At 43.6% G+C, this 16,491-nt stretch carries 14 protein-coding genes; 8 read left to right on the forward strand and 6 right to left on the reverse strand.

Annotated elements, in window-relative coordinates; translation table 11 throughout:
- Nucleotides 1-77: 77 nt before the first annotated feature.
- Nucleotides 78-560 (reverse strand): MarR family winged helix-turn-helix transcriptional regulator, encoded by a 483-nt coding sequence (locus AB4351_RS15740; protein WP_004737459.1) that lies wholly within the window; start codon nucleotides 558-560, stop codon nucleotides 78-80.
- 123 nt (nucleotides 561-683) lie between these two features.
- On the opposite strand from AB4351_RS15740, the gene AB4351_RS15745 reads away from it, so the two are divergent.
- The 5 genes from AB4351_RS15745 (at nucleotide 684) to AB4351_RS15765 (ending at nucleotide 6,507) form a co-directional block, all read left to right on the forward strand.
- Nucleotides 684-1,577, forward strand: coding sequence for a DMT family transporter (locus tag AB4351_RS15745; protein WP_372126505.1), 894 nt, complete (start codon nucleotides 684-686; stop codon nucleotides 1,575-1,577).
- 143 nt (nucleotides 1,578-1,720) lie between these two features.
- The gene (locus AB4351_RS15750) at nucleotides 1,721-2,644 is read left to right on the forward strand and encodes a LysR family transcriptional regulator (protein ID WP_372102154.1); all 924 of its coding nucleotides are present in this window, start codon (nucleotides 1,721-1,723) and stop codon (nucleotides 2,642-2,644) included.
- 171 nt (nucleotides 2,645-2,815) lie between these two features.
- The gene (locus AB4351_RS15755; protein ID WP_372126506.1) at nucleotides 2,816-4,498 is read left to right on the forward strand and encodes a hypothetical protein; all 1,683 of its coding nucleotides are present in this window, start codon (nucleotides 2,816-2,818) and stop codon (nucleotides 4,496-4,498) included.
- Nucleotides 4,499-4,571: 73 nt separating this feature from the next.
- Nucleotides 4,572-5,225 (forward strand): hypothetical protein, encoded by a 654-nt coding sequence (locus AB4351_RS15760; protein ID WP_372126507.1) that lies wholly within the window; start codon nucleotides 4,572-4,574, stop codon nucleotides 5,223-5,225.
- Nucleotides 5,226-5,592: 367 nt separating this feature from the next.
- On the forward strand, nucleotides 5,593-6,507 hold the full coding sequence (locus tag AB4351_RS15765) for a DMT family transporter (protein WP_017061581.1): 915 nt from the start codon (nucleotides 5,593-5,595) through the stop codon (nucleotides 6,505-6,507).
- Nucleotides 6,508-6,615: 108 nt separating this feature from the next.
- On the opposite strand, the gene AB4351_RS15770 is transcribed toward AB4351_RS15765, so the two are convergent.
- The 3 genes from AB4351_RS15770 to AB4351_RS15780 are packed head-to-tail and all read right to left on the reverse strand — an operon-like array spanning nucleotide 6,616 to nucleotide 9,231.
- Nucleotides 6,616-7,797, reverse strand: coding sequence for an MFS transporter (locus tag AB4351_RS15770; RefSeq protein WP_372126508.1), 1,182 nt, complete (start codon nucleotides 7,795-7,797; stop codon nucleotides 6,616-6,618).
- A complete protein-coding gene (locus AB4351_RS15775) occupies nucleotides 7,787-8,935 on the reverse strand; it encodes a phosphotransferase (protein WP_372126510.1) in 1,149 nt (382 codons plus the stop codon). The genes AB4351_RS15770 and AB4351_RS15775 overlap by 11 nt, the downstream gene beginning before the upstream one ends.
- Nucleotides 8,936-8,946: 11 nt before the next feature.
- Entirely contained in the window at nucleotides 8,947-9,231 is a 285-nt protein-coding gene (locus tag AB4351_RS15780; protein WP_004732803.1) for a GNAT family N-acetyltransferase, read from the reverse strand.
- 274 nt (nucleotides 9,232-9,505) lie between these two features.
- On the opposite strand from AB4351_RS15780, the gene AB4351_RS15785 reads away from it, so the two are divergent.
- Nucleotides 9,506-10,252, forward strand: coding sequence for a flagellar brake protein (locus AB4351_RS15785; RefSeq protein ID WP_017061578.1), 747 nt, complete (start codon nucleotides 9,506-9,508; stop codon nucleotides 10,250-10,252).
- A 192-nt stretch (nucleotides 10,253-10,444) separates the two neighbouring features.
- Here the strand turns inward: AB4351_RS15785 and AB4351_RS15790 are convergent, their stop codons facing one another.
- Complete coding sequence (locus tag AB4351_RS15790; RefSeq protein WP_017061577.1) at nucleotides 10,445-12,805, reverse strand: Lon protease family protein; 2,361 nt, start codon at nucleotides 12,803-12,805, stop codon at nucleotides 10,445-10,447.
- A 240-nt stretch (nucleotides 12,806-13,045) separates the two neighbouring features.
- Between AB4351_RS15790 and AB4351_RS15795 the strand changes: the two genes are divergently transcribed.
- Both AB4351_RS15795 and AB4351_RS15800 read left to right on the forward strand, forming a co-directional pair.
- Complete coding sequence (locus AB4351_RS15795) at nucleotides 13,046-13,540, forward strand: hypothetical protein (protein ID WP_017068585.1); 495 nt, start codon at nucleotides 13,046-13,048, stop codon at nucleotides 13,538-13,540.
- A 12-nt stretch (nucleotides 13,541-13,552) separates the two neighbouring features.
- Nucleotides 13,553-15,181: an ABC transporter ATP-binding protein gene (locus AB4351_RS15800; RefSeq protein WP_372126512.1), complete on the forward strand. Its 1,629-nt coding sequence runs from the start codon at nucleotides 13,553-13,555 to the stop codon at nucleotides 15,179-15,181.
- A 200-nt stretch (nucleotides 15,182-15,381) separates the two neighbouring features.
- Here the strand turns inward: AB4351_RS15800 and AB4351_RS15805 are convergent, their stop codons facing one another.
- Nucleotides 15,382-16,395: a LacI family DNA-binding transcriptional regulator gene (locus AB4351_RS15805; RefSeq protein WP_372126514.1), complete on the reverse strand. Its 1,014-nt coding sequence runs from the start codon at nucleotides 16,393-16,395 to the stop codon at nucleotides 15,382-15,384.
- Nucleotides 16,396-16,491: the final 96 nt, after the last annotated feature.

A 16,491-nucleotide genomic window follows, 5' to 3' on the forward strand; every position in this document is an offset into this window, starting at 1 on the left:
CCATGCTCGGCGCACAAAAAGAAAACCGAAGCATAAGGCTTCGGTTTTTTAATGAATCTAAAAAGAGATAAGTGAACCTACTCGTAGGCACTCAACCAAGTTTTTAAAAGTTGGTTAGTGTTTTTCTTCTGGCTAGCCGATAAAGACTTAACCAGCTTTTTCTGCATTTCGACATGCTCAGTCATCATCTCATCAATCAGAACTAAACCATCTTTGGTCAATTTCACGCTGACGCTGCGTCGATCTTCTTTACTGTGCTCACGGCTGATTAACCCTTTAGCTTCCAGTTTATCAAGACGATTAGTCATCGCACCTGATGTCAGCATCATTGACCCAATAAGCTCAGAAGGCGTTAGTCGGTATGGCTTTCCAGAACGTCGCAAGGTCGCCAATACATCAAACTCGCCCAATTTCATGTCGTATTTTTTATGAAGGTCGGCAACTTGCGTCTCCATATACTTGGCAATACGCATAATCCGGCCCATCATTGCCATAGGCTCAGTTTCTAATTCGGGCTTTTCCTTTGCCCATTGCTCTACAACGCGGTCGATAGCATCCATTTGCAATCTAGCTCCGTTATTAGTCTGATTACTTTAAACTAGTTTAACATAAAGATACTTTACAACCACTAGTTCTCAGTATACAGTTCACACGATAGTTATCTTAACGTAAAGATATTTTAAATGAACATATTATTAGCAATGATCCCCGCGTTCTTTTGGGGAACAACCTATGCAGTGACGCAATTTACGCTACAGGAGTGGCCACCATTATTATTGGGTGCTTTGCGTGCGTTACCTGCTGGTTTGTTATTGCTAGCAGTAAAACCAACACTGCCTAAAAAAGGCGAGTGGCAAATCATTTTCACACTGGGCCTTATCAATATCGCGACCTTCTTTGGCTTGATCTTCGTGATGGCGCTAACGCTGCCTTCGGCAATCTCTGGCGTGGGCATGATCTCCGTGCCGGTGTTCGCGATGATCTTCCACTGGGTAGTGAAAAAACAGCGCCCGCATCTGATTCAAGCCCTTTCGGGTATTGGCTTGATCACCTTAGCGTGGATACTGTTTAACCCAAGCCAAATTGCTCTGAACCCAATCGGTTTAGGCGCAATGTTTGCCGCAATAATGTGTATTGTCATCGGCAGCAGCATTACCAAGTCACTGGGTAACCGCATGCACTGGTGGAAGGTATTAACATGGCAACTGATTCTGGGCGGTACGATTTTGTCTATCGCGTCTGGCATTCATGCATTCATCGATCCGCAGCCTTATATTAATGCTGTCACTCATTTCGATACTCGCAACGCTATGGGTCTATTGTGGGTGATTGGACTGAACACAGCGCTGGGTTACGGCATGTATGTGTGGTTGCTACAACGTATGTCGGTGGTTGATTTCACCTTCGGCGGTATTGCAAACCCAGTTGCGGGCATCTTGACCGGTATGGTGTTAATGGGTGAATCATTTACTCCAGTCCAATATTCACTAATGACTGGCATGATCGTGATGTCATTGATGCCGCAGCTTATCCTTGCAGTAAGACAAACCAAACAAGTTAAGCCTGTTACGCAATAGAATTTACATATAGTAACGACCTACACAAAAACCCGCCAAGTGCGGGTTTTATTTTACCGACTTCACATCTATATAATATATCTATTTGTTCTCTAACGACGCACACCTTATTATGAATTCAATCATCAATTCAGGCGTTCGATATGGCAAAAGATCTCTTCTCCAACTTAGACTTAAATCTTCTTCGCACTTTTATCATCTTGCATCAAGAACGAAACATGCGAAAAGCAGCTGAACGTCTCTTTGTATCTCAACCAGCGGTCAGTAAAGCCCTACAAAGGCTGCGTGACCATTTTGACGATGAACTGTTTGTAAAAACACACCATGGCTTGCGCGCGACTGATCACGCGACAATGTTAGCGGAAAGCATTTCACCAATCTTGGATGATCTTTCTTCAGCACTCAATAATAGTAATGAATTCAACCCTAGTGAACTACGCGGGCCCCTCAAGTTAGCGTTATCTCCTTTCCTCCTTAGCTCACTATCAAGTAAGTTATTCAAAGCAATTCGCTCTCAAGCTCCGCATGTTCAAGTTCAGCTATTAAGCTGGTCTAAAACAACGATGGCTGACATCATTAATGATGAGGTGCTGATTGGTTTCAATTATGAAATTAACCACGCCCCCAAGGAGCTCTTACAACAACCGATAGCCCAAGACAGTTTTAAAGGTTACTTGAGAGAAGGCCATCCTTATCAGAAAGATTTTATTGAAATCAAAGATGGCGTTAAGTTTGAGCTAGCTACAGTTATTGCGATAGATTGGAACTCTCATCAAACACTTGCAGAAAAAATAATGAAAATCAAAGGACTAGAAGCAAGAATAGGCTTCCGTTCAGAGCTGCCATCAGCGGTTATTGATGTAGTACAAAACTCCGACATGATGTTCCCTGCCTCGAAATTTTTAGGCATAGAGAAGAAAACCTCCTTACGGGCCATCGACATCTTATTTGACAACAAGGATATCAACCCTATCGTGTGTGCATACTTTCACCACAAACATCGTAACAGTCCTACAACTCTATGGCTTAAGAAGATATTGGATAACCTTCTCAATAATAACCAGTAGTTATCACCCTCTTTACTCTGTTTCATTAATAACTAATCGTTAAGGCCTCTATTCTTTTAAGGAATTAGAGGCTTTTTTATTCAGTCCATATACTTCTCTCATCGGCTAGGAACGCCACATAACACTGCAAGAAGCAAACCTTGTTCCTATACAATTATTTGAGAGTAAACCATGAAACTAAAACTACTAAGCACTGCTATCGCAGCGACATTCCTTGCTGGCTGTTCTTCTTCTGGTAGCAGCGATAACGGTACAAGTCCTGAACCACAGGTTGGCGTTGCTGATGTTATTTACAACGAAGAACTACGAACAGCATATATCATCGGCGATGAAGGTAACAATGCTGTAGTGATTGGAGATGGTGAAGGTAACGCTGTAGTAGCTGTAAATGGTGAAGTATTCACTATCCAAGGTGATGTTGTTGTCGACGCGAATGGCGATATCGTTGGCACAGTGGTTACAGACAATAGTGTTGCGACCGTTTATATCAACGATAAATCATATACATTAGCTGTTGAAAATGGCCGATTGATCATCGAAGGTTCAGTGTTAGACCCAGAATTTGGTGATGACGAATGGGGACCTTCTGCTGGCAATGAATTCTTTGCTAATTACATGATTGTAGACGACCTTGGAATGCCTGTAGCGCTTATCGAAGGTGACAACGGTAACTACATGTGGGTCATCCAAGGAGAGGATGCTTATTACCTTAACATCAACGGTTCAGATGCTAAACCAACTCACAAAATCGTAGATGGTGAAGTGCTAACGATGTCTGGTGAAAGCACTGGGATCACGGTAGAAACTCATCGTACTGATGGTCAAATTACACATTTAACATTCAATACTCCTCGCGGTGAAGAAATTATTATTCGCCATGAAGACGGCCGTTTAATCGCTACTGTTTTTGGCCACGGTCATGAACACGAAGGCCCTGATTCCGCGCCTACTTACGGTGATATAGATGACGTTTTAGGCACAACTATCATTACTCTAGACAACGATGAGACACTGATTTTAAAAGATGGTGTTTTATACCACCCAAGTTCAGATAGCGGAGCTGTGCTCAATGCTGATGGAACAATCACTAATATGGATGGCGAAGTTATCGCTCACGCTAAAATGCAAGAGCTCGGTTTTGTTGTAAGCTTAGAAAATGGCGCAGAAATTACGTTCCGTAATGACGATGGACGCCTTTTCGCTGCAATAACTGGCAAACCAAATATTGAGAACCCAATTGAACGTCCAGCTCCAATAAACCCTATTGAAGGTGAAGCGTCTAACGAATTACCAACTATTGGTTATGACCTCGATGGCAATACTCTTACTGTCACTCTTCTAGATGGTACTGAAGTCGAGATCAAAGATAATGGCGTAACTGGTGGTGTAATTGTTGGGCCAGAAGGAACAAAAACAGTTTCAAAAGCAACTATGGACGCTTATAAACAAGCAGCTGAATTACTATCCATTGATGAGCAAAAAGCTCTTGTTACTGTGTTCTTAGTAAACCAAAGTGGTGACGTTATTAATGACGACGCTCGCAGGGCTCTATGGCAAACTCAAAAAGACTCTACGTTAGCTTGGGCTAAGCAGTCACCAGAAAATACAGCTAAGATGCTACACATCATTGCTATTGAAGTCGATGAATTAGGGAAAGCTCCATACTCTCTAGGTTACTACCTGTTGACCGGCAAGAAACAAAGTATTGATGATATTAAAAACACGGCACAGGATAAAGTAAGAGGCCTTTCAGATATCCAGAAGCAAGAGTTAAAAGGTAAGATTCAATCTCTTTCTCAAGAGCAACGTCAGCAAATTAAACAAGCAGTAAAAGACCGCGCTAACCGCAGCTAATAAAAAATAATAAATATAAAAGCAAAGGAGCCGCTTATTAGCGGCTCCTTTTTATTTGAGAGTTGAGAACACGATGAAACGACTATTGATCACTTTATTGATGCCCTTCGCCATATATGCAAACGACCATCAATTACAAACATTAAGCTACCACGAGCCGAGTTTAAGTTTTCAAACAGCTAAAGCTGGAGACAACTGGATAGGTACAGTATCCGGCGTAATTCAAGCAACTGAAGAAGTGAACATCAGTGCCGAAATAGATTCTGAAGGATATTTAGAACTAGGTACAGGCTATGGCGTAATGCTAGGTGATTACTACACAGAAGCTTTCATCAGCTATGGTCGTACCGATTTTTTTGATATTTATGATATTGGCTTATTCAGCGGAACAGCTCTAACCAACAACATAATGGTATTTGGTAACACATCCCATGAATGGCGAAAATTCCCTTTATTCGATTTAAGTGATGCGAGCCGAGAATGGAAAAGTACCATTGGGACCAGTTACTCTCCCACACAGTTTATGAACTTTGCTTATTCATTCAGTCATGACCGCCAATTAACGGGGTCAAAAGGTTATTACAACAGCCAAGACGTCACTTTTACGCTGAAACCCAAATGGGTGGAACCGTATGTGAAATATACATTCGGTCAAAAGCGCGTTAGTCCAAGTGACCGTACCCGTTCTGATGGCATCGTTGAGCTAGGCTTCAACCTTCGTTTTTAGTTTACCGTTTCGTGTGGTAGCTCTCACCCCTTTATAGTCTGATTAAATAAAGGGGCTTTTTGCCTCGTACTAAGTCTTTAGTACCAATCAAGAATAAAACAATCACCTTAAATAATGTTCTCACTTCGGCCTCAATTTCAACCTTCTATCTCCCACCAACCCCTCAAAAAGAACAATAACTTTAACTCACCCTGCCTTTGTGAAAATAAATTATTAAAAAAGATTACATTAGAGATTTAATTTCTATATTTCATTTCAATTAGAGATAAAAAGACAAAAACTTTCTCCGACGACCTACTTATACTGTGCCACGTCGTTAAGGCGCCACAAGCTTATGATTTAAAATAATTATTAATGAGTAGTCACCATGAATTCGAAGTCTCTAACTATCTTGCTTTTTGTCTCTGTTTGCTTAATTTGGGGAACCACTTGGTTCGCTATGGAAGTAGCATTGCATTCTATCCCACCTATTTTTGCTACTGCGTTACGCTTTTTACTTGCAGCACCTCTGCTTGCGGTATTAGCGAAAGTCTTCAACCAACCACTGCTGTTCCCTAAAGGTAAGCGCCAATGGCTGCTTATTGTTGCGTTGATGTATTTCGCGATTCCGTTTACGTTGATGATCTATGGCGAGCAATACATCTCTTCAGGTTTAGCGTCGATCATCTTCGCCAACATGCCTGTGGCTGTGATGTTGATGTCTGGCTTATTCTTAGGTCTACGACTAGCGAAGCACCAGATATTCGGGTTGATCGCTGCTGTTGTGAGCCTATGTCTAATCCTTGGTAATGAAATGCAGATGGGTGGCGATGACTACCTAATTGGCACGGTTTGCTTAGGCCTTGCTGTTGCGATTCACGCAGTGATGTATGTGCTGGTTCAAAAGCACTGCAAAGGCATTGAAGTACTAACCTACAACGCCGTACCGAGCCTAATTGCAGCTCTATTCTTGTTCGCTGTTTCAGCTATAGGTGAAAACGTGAATATTGAATCTTTCACTTGGGATTCAATCTCTGCTGTGGTTTACCTAGGCTTTGTGGCGAGTGTTGGCGGCATTGTTGCTTACTTTAAATTAGGTCAGGTTTCGACACCTTTCCAAGCATCTATCTGCTTCCTAATCTTCCCAGTGGTTGCGCTGCTGATCTCTTGCTACATCAATGGTGAGGTTCTATCTGAACAGTCACTTGTAATGATGATTCCTCTACTTTGCGGCATCTTACTGACCAAAGCACCAAAGGGAATCTTCAAGCTGCGTACCGAATTAAAAACCGTAAGAAACTGATCCGCGTGAAACCTATTTTGCGGATTAGATATACATATCCCACATAAACAAAAAGCTCCAATATCACTATTGGAGCTTTTTGCTTATTTCATAATATCGAGACCAACATTAACGCCAGCTAAACATTCGCACTTCATTACCTTCTTCAGGTGTCTTAGGAATGTTTAAAGACAACGCCAAAGAAACCGCCGCCATCGCAGCACCAATATAGAAAACCGTTGCAGGAGAAGACAACCAAATCACACCAAACACCACTGGAATAACGACCGCTGCAATATGATTGATGGTGAAAGAGACACCAGCAGTTGATGCCATGTCTGCCGGGTCTGCGATTTTCTGGAAGTAAGTTTTGATCGCCAGCGCCAATGCAAAGAACAGGTGATCGATCACGTAAAGTGCCGCCGCCCATTCCGCGCTTTGCACCAAACCATAACCGACAAACACACCAATCAAGCCAACATACTCGAAGATCAACGCTTTACGCTCGCCAACCACACCGATAAATCGACCAATGCGCTTCGCAAACAAGAAGTTAAATAGGTAATTAACCAAGAACAACAATGTGACGTCGGCAGCCGAGTAACCAAACTTCTCTACCATCAAGAAGCCTGCAAACACAGTGAAGATTTGTCTTCTCGCACCGCTCATAAACGTTAGCGCGTAGTAGAGCCAGTAACGCTTTCGCAGCACCAACTTCTTATTCTGTGGCGTCTTGGTTTGAAATTCAGGGAAACCAAAGGTCATCACCAATATCAGAATAAAACCAATACCCCCAGTAATACCGTACACCCATGCAAAATCGAGCTTGAGCTGTTCTAACATCACCCAAATTGAGCCATAAGTGATTAATGAGGCCAACGCGCCAACGGAGATCATTTTACCCAGCATCTCGGGCGCTTCTTCTTTACTCAACCATTGCAGTGACAAAGACTGCTTGAGCGTTTCAAAATAGTGAAAGCCCGTCGACATTAAAATGGTAGTCAGCAACAATCCAGTGAGTGAGGGGAACAGACCCGTAATCGCGGTGCCTACAGTGAGCATCGCCAGCGATATCAACATGAAGCGTTGCTCACGAATGAATGCCAACACAAACACTACGGTAAACGCTAAGAAACCCGGGATCTCACGCACACTTTGCAGCAAGCCAATATCCGCACCATCAAAGTTCGCCTCCTCAATCACGAAGTTATTAAGTAAAGCCATCCAGCTCGAAAACGCGATCGGTACAACAATCGAAATCAGTAATAAAAAGTTTTGCGGCGTTTTCCAACTCGCGGTTCTATCGAACATTGACGGACTCCTGTTCGTCTAATTGAGTGAGCACTCGTAAGGTCAACTGCTCAGTATAAGGGTTAATCTTCCAATGCTCTGGGCTCCAGCCTTTTACGAAACGTTGGAAATCGGCCCACGCCACGTAAAACATTGGTCGCCATGCTGCTTCTACCTCATCAAATGAAAGGTGTGACTGATAGTACGCCAATGCCTCTTTCAAGTAGTGGAAGTAAGCATCTAGTACTTCTGATTCAAGCTCTGCGCAATCTTGTGGCCTAATCGCGCTGCTCATGAACAAGGCGACGTCTTTCATCGCACAGCCGTAACCCACATATTGGAAATCGACCGCAGCTGCTCGCTCGCTTTCAGAATCAAAACAAAAATTGGCGAGCTTGGCATCGCCATGTACCAAGGTTTGATATGGACATTCTTTTAGTAAACGGTCGATGTGCTTGGCTTGGTTCTTCAATGGTAAATCAGCCAAGGCATTGAGCTCATCAGGACGTGTATCTAGATGCCAATAAGTACCGACTTGCCACAATGATGACAACTGCTCTTGATTGATATTGATATGCTTTGCGTGAAAGTTAGCGAGCCATTTAAGGCAAGCATCGCGTTGTTTTTGCTCTTCTCGTGTGTAACTAGGTGCCTGATAGTCAGAAGCAGCAAGAACATCAAAATGAGAGGTTAACGGAAAACCTATATCCGCTAAGTCTTGCATCACAATCAGCCACTCATTCTCTTCTAGTTCACATTGCAGCCCAACAGGCACAGGGCAACGCTCATCCCATTGCTGAGTGAACGACTGATACCAAGCCGTCTCAACTTGGTAAGAGTGCACCTTTCGCTGATGAGATAATTTGGTATTCCAACCCTTTGGGTGTTCAGCTTTATCTGGCAACGCGACATGTTTAACAATCACACTCTTGAGTTCCGCACTGCTTTCTTGAGAAAAGACTAAGCGAACTAACTCGCCATATCCACCCCATAGGCGTTGAATCACTTGGACATCAAACCCTTCATGACAACCCAGCGAGGTCGCTATTTTTTGATAAAGCTCATTTTGATAAAACTCTTGTTGATAAAGCTCTGGCTGATTTTGACTTGAACCCGCTTCAGGTTGAGCTCGATTATTCGACGATATTGATTGAGACATATTACTCGTTGTTATGCTTTATCGGATAGAAGGTGTGACCACTGTGGCTGCCTATTCATGTAGTGAACCACATAGCTACAAACCGGCACAATTTTGAAGCCCGCTTGTTCAATTTCAGGCAATACCGATTCCATCATCACCTTCCCAAAGCCCTTGCCTTGCAGTTCATCAGGAATGCGTGTCGACGTGATATGTAGTACATCTCCGTCCTTTTGATACTTAACGACCGCGAACTGGTTGGGTTCTAACTCTACCGTGATCTGGTTCACTTCTTGATCCCATTTTACTGCCTGCATTCTCAACTCCTGCAAATAATTGATACGACAAACAATAAAAGTTTGAAGTATGAGTTCCTTGTAATAGACTAGCGCAAGTGCATATAAATAAAACTAAGTACTTACAAACACAGCAAATAATTCAGTGCAATCGGCTTAATATAAAATCAGCAATGATAAAAGGCACTCTATAAATCTATGTGAGTACGTCCACTAAATCTAGCACGTAATAACCCCTTGTTAGCAAGTTACCAATATAACTAACAGACGCATGTTGGCGCATGGAGAACATATAATGAACGCACCCCTGAAGAAGCCTTTGGAGCATAATCAGGCACTTCAAGACCCTCGTAATCGCACCGTTTCCACTATCAATAGCACTGATGCACTGGCCATGATTGAGCACGGCAGTGAGCTGACATTACATGTCTCGACTCCCGTTGGCACGAAGTTTCTCGCCACCACCAAGTTTATCGGAACGCACAGTGATAACTGTATTGTGGTTGAGGTTCCCGAGGTATCCAATGAAGATCTGAACTTTTTCTTTCAAGAAGGTTTTTGGATGACCGCTCGTGCGTATTCTCTACGAGGTGAAGGCGCGCTTATCCACTTTAGAAGCCAAATTCACCATAAGATTGGTGAACCCTTCCCTATTCTAGTGCTGTCTACACCAAGCACGATGCAAGTGACACAGCTACGTAAAGAAACACGCTATGAAGTGAATCTGGCTTCAAGAATCATCTTCAACGACCAGCGAGCAAACTGTGAGATAAGAGACTTATCGAAAAGTGGTTGTCGTTTCGTTACCTCACCAACCTCTCGTGCGATTCAGATTGCCGATCGCGTGTCTATTGAGATAACCCCTGAGAACTACAACGGACCACTGATTCCGCCATTGCGAGGCATCGTCTGCAATCTACAGAAATCGACACACTACGCTCGATACGGTGTCGAATTTGATGATATTGGCCGAGCTAACGCCAAACACTTGTTGGCAAAACTGAAGTTCGATGGCACCAAGCTTTGCTTACGAAATGGGTAACGCCTTTTAACACGCGACTTTCACCGAATACAGCAAGCTGACCAAATACAAATAGCTCACTGGTAAACCAAATCGTAACCAACAAAAAAGCCATCGACTCTAGAATCGATGGCTTTTGCGTTTTAGCTGTTTATCTGTTTGTTTATCTATCTATTTAGCTTAGCTATTAAACTGTGTATCTAGATATTCAAACTATTTGCGCAGTGCGTTCAGTTTAGCTTGAGCGATACCAAATATAGTATCAATTGGATAACTACCCTCATCACTCGCCTCACCTGCGGCTTTGCCTGTGAACAGTTCAATCGCTTCTGTTACATGGTCAATCGCCCAGATATTAAACTCGCCCTTTTCAACCGCTTTCACAATATCGCTACGCAGCATCAGGTTGTGAACATTTGAACGCGGGATGATCACCCCTTGTTCGTTTGAACGCCCTTTGATTTCACACACATCAAAGAAACCTTCAATTTTCTCGTTCACACCACCAATTGGCTGAGACTCACCAAACTGGTTCATCGAGCCTGTAATTGCGATATCTTGACGGTTTGGTTGCTTAGAGAACGCTGACACCACCGCACAGAACTCAGCCATACTCGCACTGTCACCATCGACGCCACCATACGATTGTTCGAAGGTGATGTTAGTGGTGAGCGGGACTTTGGCTGTCTTGCCAAATACGGAAGAAAGGTAAGCCGACAAGATCATCACGCCTTTTGAGTGAATGCTGCCACCTAAGTCTACGTTTCTTTCGATATCAATCACTTCACCATCGCCGTAAGCCGTGGTGGCAGTAATTCGGTTTGGCGCACCGAACATGTGATCGGTGGTGCTTAATACAGACAGAGCATTCACTTGCCCAACCGCCTGACCATCAACATGGATCAGTGTTGTGCCGTTGGTAAACGTCTCCATCACACTGTCTTGCAGTCGTCCGACACGCATCTGTTGGTTAGATAACGCTTGGTCAACGTGCGTTGCACGAATCAGGTTCGATTTTGAGCCTCTCGCCACGTAGTTTGATTCACGAAGCAGATTAGCAATGTGAGCAGAGTGCAGAGACAATTTACCTTGGTCACCCGCCTGACGAGAGCTGTGCTCAATGATGCGAGCGATCGCTTTACGGTCACAATGCAGCATGTTGTTGTCGTGCACGATGCTCGAAATAAAGCGCGCGTAATGCATTTCAGAATCGGGAGTACGCTTCATCTCATCTTCAAAATCGGCCGTTACACGGAACAGTTCACCAAACTCTGCATCGTAGTGTTGCAGCAGTTGGTAAGTTCGGTAATCGCCAAACAGGATGATCTTAACATCCAATGGAATCGGTTCTGGATCAAGCGATACCGCCCCCGTTAAGGTCACCTCTTTTTCTAATGAAGTGAAGCTCAATTGACGTGAACGCAGTGCTCGTTTCAAGCCTTCCCAAACGTACGGCTGCTCAAGTACCTTCACCGCATCCATCAGTAATACGCCACCGTTGGCTCTGTGTAAGCTACCTGCGCGAATCAATGAGAAGTCAGTAAAGACAGTACCCTTGAACGTCGCCGTTTCTACATAGCCAAACAGAGAGTGATAATTTGGATTCTCTTCCACCACGATCGGCAGAGTCTCCTCCTTTTGGCTCACAATCACATTAACCTTGTAGCGACGCGGCATTTTCTTATCCAAAGAGGCCGTTGCAACTTCTGCTTGCTCCGTGCTCTCTTCTAAGAAGATGTCAGCGTTGTCGACAATGTCTTTACGCAGTGCCGTTAGGTACTTTTTGATGTCTGGATATTGGCTGTAATCCTTCTTCAATTGCTTGATGAAGTGCGTGATCACATCTCGCGCCGTATCATCATTCAGCTTTTGAATTTTCTCAGTGTACGTCTCTTCAAGTTCCGTCAGTTCACGAGAGATGGTTCGTAGGCCGACTTCCAATCCATCAATGGTTTTATCGAATTGATCTTGCTCTTCCGGCGAAAGCAGATCAAAGCTCTCTTCGGTATGAAGATCATCGCCATTCATTGCCACAAACTGGTAATCACCCTGAGTGGTGATCGTCAGGTTAATGCCCTTGTCTTTCGCTTCTTGGCTAATGCTTTCTAACGCGGCTTGTTGCTTAGCTGCTAATTGGTTTTTAAGCCTATCAGCACGGCTAAAGTACATCTCGTTATCAAACGCTAGAGGCATACCTTTCAGCAATTTACGCATTAGCTTTTCAATATCTTGCTTTAAGCTGCTGCCAACGCCACGAGGTAATTTCAGTACCTTAGGTGTACGAATATCTTCAAAGTTCGCGATATAACACCAATCAAAAAGCTCCTGCACTTCTTGAGGGTGACGGTTCAGATAGCGCAAGATCATGGTGCGTTTACCCAGACCATTTCGCCCTATCGCATAAATGTTGTAACCCTTTTCCTTGATTGACATCGCGAACTCAACGGCTTTTTGTGCCCGTTCCTGCCCGACGATTTCGTCAATTGGAGCCAGTTCTTTGGTCGACTTACATGGTAGCTTATCTAAATCCGCTACCTGATACAGCTGTTCTGTATTGAGTCTTTGCATCGCCATCGCCGCCTCCTTAGTCCTTCATTACTTGGGTGTAGATAAAATCAGTGTAGATGTAATTTCCTACAAATTTAGTGACTTACGCTACACAGCTGTTCAACTGAACAAATAACACACAATTTAAGCCATTTTTAGGAATAGCTCGTCATTTAATTCACCAACTTAACATGTGAATGATTTTAATTTGCAACTGATAATAAATATCATTAACATTTTCTGATATTATAAATTGAGGATGTGGATATGGAAATTGAACGATGCTGGATGCACTACCTAAAAGCTGAACAGTTAATGGAACAAGGTCACTGGCCTGAAGCACAGCGCCTGTATGGTGATGTTCTAACCTCACTTCCTCATCACATCCAAGATGCAGCATACCAAAGCGATATTAAGCCTTGCCAATTTGCCTGCCTGCTTGCCGGGTTGAGAGACGCAAGTGTCGCTCAATCAGAGATACTCAACCGATTAGGTCAGCATCAACAAGCCTTCGATACCTTGAATCAATCTTACGCTCTGATGCAATTTATCTCTCTGGAGAACACTGAGCTGATTCAACGTACCTTTGGGTTATTAGAAAAGCAGAGCGAAGGTTTGCTCAATCACCTGATCGCTTTTTGCAGCGCTCAGCGCAGTTCGCATTGGATGCTCGAACTAGAACAAATTCAACGTGCTCATCACCATTTTGGGCAACTTAAAACAACGTCAGAAGTTCAATCTTCACCTAATGTCTTAAATTGATAAGGATATATCATGTCGGACCGGGCTCTTCTTAAAGTCAATAACCTCTCCGTTAGCTTCAAAACCAACGATGGAATCGTTGATGCGGTGAAAAAGGTTAACTTTACCCTTAAATCCAGCGAAACCTTGGCCATTGTTGGTGAATCAGGTTCTGGTAAATCTGTGTCTTCCAACGCGCTTATGCGCTTGCTTCCTGATAACGCGATTATTGACGCTCAATCTGCAATAGAATTTGAGGGCCAGTCGATACTTGAAAAGACCGAGCGTGAAATGCAGTCAATTCGCGGCGACAGAATTGGCATGATATTCCAAGAGCCAATGACATCACTGAATCCATACCTGCGAGTGGGAACGCAAGTGGCTGAAGCCATTATGTGTCATCGTAAGGTATCAAAATCAGAGGCAAAACAACGAGTGCTCGAGCTGTTTGAGCTTGTTCACTTACCTATGCCAGAGCAGGCTTACAGCAAATACCCGCATGAATTTTCGGGCGGTCAGTTACAGCGCATCATGATCGCGATGGCACTGATTAATGAACCTGACATTCTGATTGCTGATGAACCAACCACAGCATTAGATGTAACAGTTCAGGCGGAAGTGCTCTCTTTAATCAAAGAGATTCAAAGCAAGATGGGCATGGCGATTTTGTTCATCACCCATGACCTTGGTGTAGTGAAACACTTTGCTGATCGCGTACTCGTGATGTGTAAAGGTGAACTCGTCGAAGAAGGGATCACTCAAGCCTTGTTCGAAAACCCTAAACACGATTACACACGTATGCTGATTAACTCGATTCCGAAAGGCGCTAAGATTCCTGTCCATGAATCAGCCCAAGAATTGTTAAACGCTGAAGACATACGGGTCCAATTCTTGGTTAAATCGCACTTTATCAAAAGTAAGAGTCAGTACTTCGAAGCTGTAAAAGGCATCTCATTGACCCTTAAACAAGGTGAAACGTTAGGCATTGTGGGTGAATCTGGCTCAGGCAAGTCAACACTGGGACGAGCGTTAATCGGTTTACTACCAAGTACCGGACGCATTGTTTATAAAGGCCAAGATGTCAGTTTATTAACCGACAGAGAACGTCATAAGCTCAAGAAAGATGTACAGATGGTGTTCCAAGATCCTTATGGTTCTTTATCACCACGCATGACAGTTGGGGAAATCATCACCGAAGGCTTAACGGTGCATCAACCTCATCTATCCAAGCAAGAACGTTTAGAAAGAGCGCGCAAAGCATTGATTGAAGTTCGCTTAGAGCCGAATTCAATAAACCGTTATCCACATGAGTTCTCTGGCGGGCAAAGACAACGTATCGCGATTGCTCGCGCACTGATTCTAGAGCCCTCTTTCATTTTGCTGGATGAACCGACTTCAGCACTCGATCGCTCAGTACAACTGACCGTGATTGACCTGCTGAAAGACATTCAAGCCAAGCACAATATCGGCTTCCTGTTCATCAGCCACGATCTCTCGGTAGTGAAAGCACTGTCGGATCGTGTTTTGGTGATGCAGAAAGGGGAAGTGATGGAAGAAGGCTCTGCGGAAGATATTTTCAACAACCCGAAAAATAACTACACCAAAAAACTCATCGCTGCGTCATTCGATTTAGAAAATAAATCTAAAAAAAATGCAGCGTAAAGGGAACTAATCAACATTAACAGCGTCTTATAACTACATTCTGAAAAAGCATCTAATGGATTGCAATCTAGAATGGATATAGCAAAACTGGTTTGGCCGCCAAAAGAAAAATGTCGCATGGATGCGACATTTTTCGTTTCTGAAGGGAAATAATTCATCTCGAAGTGTCATTCCCTGGCATCAAATCACTTCATGGCATACTAACGATACAAAGACTTGGTCGACTCTCTCACAATCAAATCAATCGGTGGCAATCGAGCCTCATGCCTCTCGCCAGATAACAAGTTCAAGATCGACTGAGCACACACTTCACCAATCTCTTCAATCGGCTGTCTCAGCGTCGTCAGGGCTGGCGTGAAATACTTAGAGGTCGGCAAATCATCAAAGCCAATCACAGACACATCTTCTGGCACTTTATAACCGTGGTCAGACAGCGCCTTAATCGCACCGTAAGCCGTTTGGTCATTTGCAGCAAACAAGGCGGAGAAGTGAACCTTAGATTCAATCAACTCTACCGTTTTCTCGTAGCCAGACTCACTACTGAAATCACCCTGTTTAACGAGTTTTGGCATCACTTTTATGCCCGCCTCTTGAAGTGCTTTCTTATAGCCTTCAAAGCGATTTCCCGAATCAGGTTGACTTGAAAGCCCCTTAATATGAGCAATATTCACATGCCCTTGTTGCAGTAAATGTAAGGTTGCCATGTAGCCGCCCAACACGTTATCAATGTTGATGGAGCGGACGTTATTCTCAACAAAATCGTAGCCAACCATCACGATAGGAATGTCTTGTGCATACTTGGTAATCTCTTCTTGAGTAATGCTTCCTGTCACGATGATCATGCCATCCACGTTACTTTTTGCGAGATACTCCAACGCGTGCATTTCTAACTTTTTTTGCCAATGCCCGGTTGCTATCACTAACGAATAGCCTTGAGCTATCAGGGTTTTCTCCATGTCATTGAGAATACGGCTGGTATAAGGGCTGTCAGGGTGTTGCACCAACACACCAATGGTGAGTGAACGTCGGTTGGTGTTTTCTTGCATTTGGAAGTTAGGTTTGTAGCCCGTGTCTTTAATGGCTTGCTCAATATTTTGGCTTTTATCGTCAGACACATAAGTGGTTCGATTAAGAAAACGAGAAACTGTGCTGGGAGAAACACCAGCCAGTTTTGCTACATCGTATACTGTTGTTTTTTTTGTTTTAGTGCGCATCTCGAACCCCTAATCAAGTGACATTCGGGGAGCTTTAAGCTCCCCATCAGTTTCAACCTGCATACCACTGCTTTAGCTGAAAATCGTGTCATTAAG

Origin of the sequence: Vibrio sp. 10N.261.51.F11 (genome assembly GCF_041471665.1) — a bacterium.
Taxonomy (GTDB): Bacteria; Pseudomonadota; Gammaproteobacteria; order Enterobacterales; family Vibrionaceae; genus Vibrio; species Vibrio crassostreae_C.

Coding starts and splice junctions, on each gene's coding strand:
- AB4351_RS15740 (WP_004737459.1), bottom strand. CDS start 560: ATGGATGCTATCGACCGCGTTGTAGAGCAATGGGCAAAGGAAAAGCCC.
- AB4351_RS15745 (WP_372126505.1), top strand. CDS start 684: ATGAACATATTATTAGCAATGATCCCCGCGTTCTTTTGGGGAACAACC.
- AB4351_RS15750 (WP_372102154.1), top strand. CDS start 1,721: ATGGCAAAAGATCTCTTCTCCAACTTAGACTTAAATCTTCTTCGCACT.
- AB4351_RS15755 (WP_372126506.1), top strand. CDS start 2,816: ATGAAACTAAAACTACTAAGCACTGCTATCGCAGCGACATTCCTTGCT.
- AB4351_RS15760 (WP_372126507.1), top strand. CDS start 4,572: ATGAAACGACTATTGATCACTTTATTGATGCCCTTCGCCATATATGCA.
- AB4351_RS15765 (WP_017061581.1), top strand. CDS start 5,593: ATGAATTCGAAGTCTCTAACTATCTTGCTTTTTGTCTCTGTTTGCTTA.
- AB4351_RS15770 (WP_372126508.1), bottom strand. CDS start 7,797: ATGTTCGATAGAACCGCGAGTTGGAAAACGCCGCAAAACTTTTTATTA.
- AB4351_RS15775 (WP_372126510.1), bottom strand. CDS start 8,935: ATGTCTCAATCAATATCGTCGAATAATCGAGCTCAACCTGAAGCGGGT.
- AB4351_RS15780 (WP_004732803.1), bottom strand. CDS start 9,231: ATGCAGGCAGTAAAATGGGATCAAGAAGTGAACCAGATCACGGTAGAG.
- AB4351_RS15785 (WP_017061578.1), top strand. CDS start 9,506: ATGAACGCACCCCTGAAGAAGCCTTTGGAGCATAATCAGGCACTTCAA.
- AB4351_RS15790 (WP_017061577.1), bottom strand. CDS start 12,805: ATGGCGATGCAAAGACTCAATACAGAACAGCTGTATCAGGTAGCGGAT.
- AB4351_RS15795 (WP_017068585.1), top strand. CDS start 13,046: ATGGAAATTGAACGATGCTGGATGCACTACCTAAAAGCTGAACAGTTA.
- AB4351_RS15800 (WP_372126512.1), top strand. CDS start 13,553: ATGTCGGACCGGGCTCTTCTTAAAGTCAATAACCTCTCCGTTAGCTTC.
- AB4351_RS15805 (WP_372126514.1), bottom strand. CDS start 16,395: ATGCGCACTAAAACAAAAAAAACAACAGTATACGATGTAGCAAAACTG.